The organism is Helicobacter sp. (assembly GCF_017502485.1).
In the GTDB taxonomy this organism is placed as follows: domain Bacteria; phylum Campylobacterota; class Campylobacteria; order Campylobacterales; family Helicobacteraceae; genus Helicobacter_B.
The window spans coordinates 1-2151 of sequence record NZ_JAFVUX010000042.1 but is presented as its reverse complement, the minus strand read 5'-3'; the positions used below and the strand labels follow the sequence as shown (position 1 = coordinate 2151).

Annotated in this window: 3 protein-coding genes; all 3 read right to left on the bottom strand. The window is 37.7% G+C overall.

All coding sequences use genetic code 11. The features are described from left to right. A partial coding sequence (locus tag IKB69_RS08370; RefSeq protein WP_290948293.1) for a hypothetical protein occupies nucleotides 1–438 on the bottom strand: 438 nt, incomplete at its 3' end. Further along, a complete protein-coding gene (locus IKB69_RS08365; protein ID WP_290948291.1) occupies nucleotides 413–721 on the bottom strand; it encodes a hypothetical protein in 309 nt (102 codons plus the stop codon). The genes IKB69_RS08365 and IKB69_RS08370, both read right to left, overlap by 26 nt. Nucleotides 722–934: 213 nt before the next feature. Beyond that, nucleotides 935–2151, bottom strand: a 1217-nt coding sequence (locus IKB69_RS08360; protein WP_290948289.1) for a hypothetical protein, incomplete at its 5' end; no start/stop codon positions are given.

The window sequence follows — 2151 nt, the reverse complement described above, 5'->3', positions numbered from 1 at the left end:
ACTACTTGCTTGATGAGCAAAATATTTATACCATATAAGCTCTAGCCCTTGAGCGTTAAATAATCTAGCTGCTACTTCTGGGTCTTTTTTGTTTATCTCTTCTAGCTTATGAAGCACCTTACCACGATCAAATCCAGCCACATTTTTCTCTGCTATTGCTATCTCATTTGAAAATCTCTCTCTAGCAGCTGCTTCATCTAATAACCTGCGATCTTCACTGCTAAGCTCGAGCTTTTTCTCTTTTGATATATCTTTGCTCTCTTTTGATATATCTTTATTACTCTCTTTAGCTAGCTCTTTATCACTATTTTTATCACTCTCTTTAACTTGTTCTTTACTGCTTTCTTTGACCTTCTCACCTTCGTTAGTTTCTACTACCTCACTACTATCATCATTTAACTCTAGTGGCTCATCATACCAAGCTGTTTGCTGACTCATCTTTTTCTCCTTTTAAATCACTCTTTTGTTCCCCAAATTCATTTAATACTGGATCTTTTTTGTTTGCTGTTTTACTAGCCTCTTTAGAGTTTTTTGGCATTGCTAGCCACTCCCCTTTAGAGATTACTTTATACTCTCTTTTGTTTTTAAATTTAACCACAGCATCACCTATTTCACCCATATCTATCTGACCTTTATCGCCATCAACGCTACTATATACCATCAAACCATTAGTTGCTTTACTAATGATAAATCCTAAAAGCTCGTAATTGTCTTTTGTCATATTATTTCCTTTATTTATTTTTACCTACTTTTTAACTTCGCACGGCAACAAAACCAGCGAATGCGACCCCGCACTAAAGCCATAAATGGGGTACCCCGCTTGCGGGGCTTTAGGTGGGTCAAGGGAGTGTAACTCCCTGTCGCAAAGCTGAGCTTCGCTCAGCTGCGAAATTAAAAAAATAATGATATTCAAATATTTTCTTAAAAATAGGCACTAGCTCCCACAATCAAATTTACTCTTATCGCACTTATCCATCACAGCCTTAGCCTCTTTAGCACTCTTAAACCCTAGCCCTACTTGATGAGCTAGGCGACCAAACTCCCTTACATCGCTTTTAACCGCCTTTTCATCTATTACTAGTGTTTTGCCTTTTGGCTCTTCTATCCCCATCGCCCTTCGTTCAGCACGACTTAAATTTAACCCTTGACTTTTTATCTCTTTTGGGGTAGAATTCTTGGTATTGACACGGCTAAGGCTATCTAAGTTGGCACTAGGTTTAGGGCTTAGGGAGCTTTCGGCAGTTTCTATCTGCTTAGCTGATGCCGTGCTATCTTTAAAAATTGGATTATTTTCAAGCTTACCATTTACTTTATACATAGTTTTAAAAGACAGTTGCCTCTTTTTTGTTCCTATTGTCTCAACTACGACAAAATGTCCATTTATTTGTTTTGCACTGATTAAGACTTTTTGCCCATCATCATTAACACCAAAAGTTCTTTTATCAGCGTTATTTACTATATCAGCGTGGTTTTTTATATCATCTAGCGTAATTGGCGGTTCGCCATTTTTGACATTTACACTATTTTCGCCGTGGCGTTGTAGTGTATGTTTTATAGCGCTTCCATTTAGCGTAATTTTCGCATTTGGCAAGCCTACAAGTTTGCTTACTTCATCACTAGCATTGTCTATCCATAGCTTACTATCATTTTTAATCACTTCTTCCATCAATTCATCTGTAAGTTCGCTTTTTTCAGCCTTTCTAAATGGCTTGGATTTATCTAAAATATCAAGCTTATCAGTCTCAACTGCTGCATTTTGCAAGGCTTCATCAGATCCCTTTATCTCTTGATTTGATATAGATCTGCTTACTTCCCACACTCCGCTTTGACTCTCACGCTCTAGAGTATATCCATCTTTTTCTAATCTGCTTTGTAACTGGGGCGTCATATCCATATCATCGATTAGATGAAATGGCATATCCTTGCTAGTTATATCATTATAAATTTGCTCTTGATCTTGCTTAGGCTCTTTTGTAGCGTTAGCGGCTTGCTTATCTTTTGTAGTAATCTCAAGCCACTCATTACGCCCCTCATCTACGCTTTTTTCTCTATTGCTAGCTACCTTGCTATCTAGATATCTTCTAGCTACGCTTATATCATCAGCGATATACGCTTCAGCAAAGACATTAGCTAGCTCATCGCTAAAGCCGT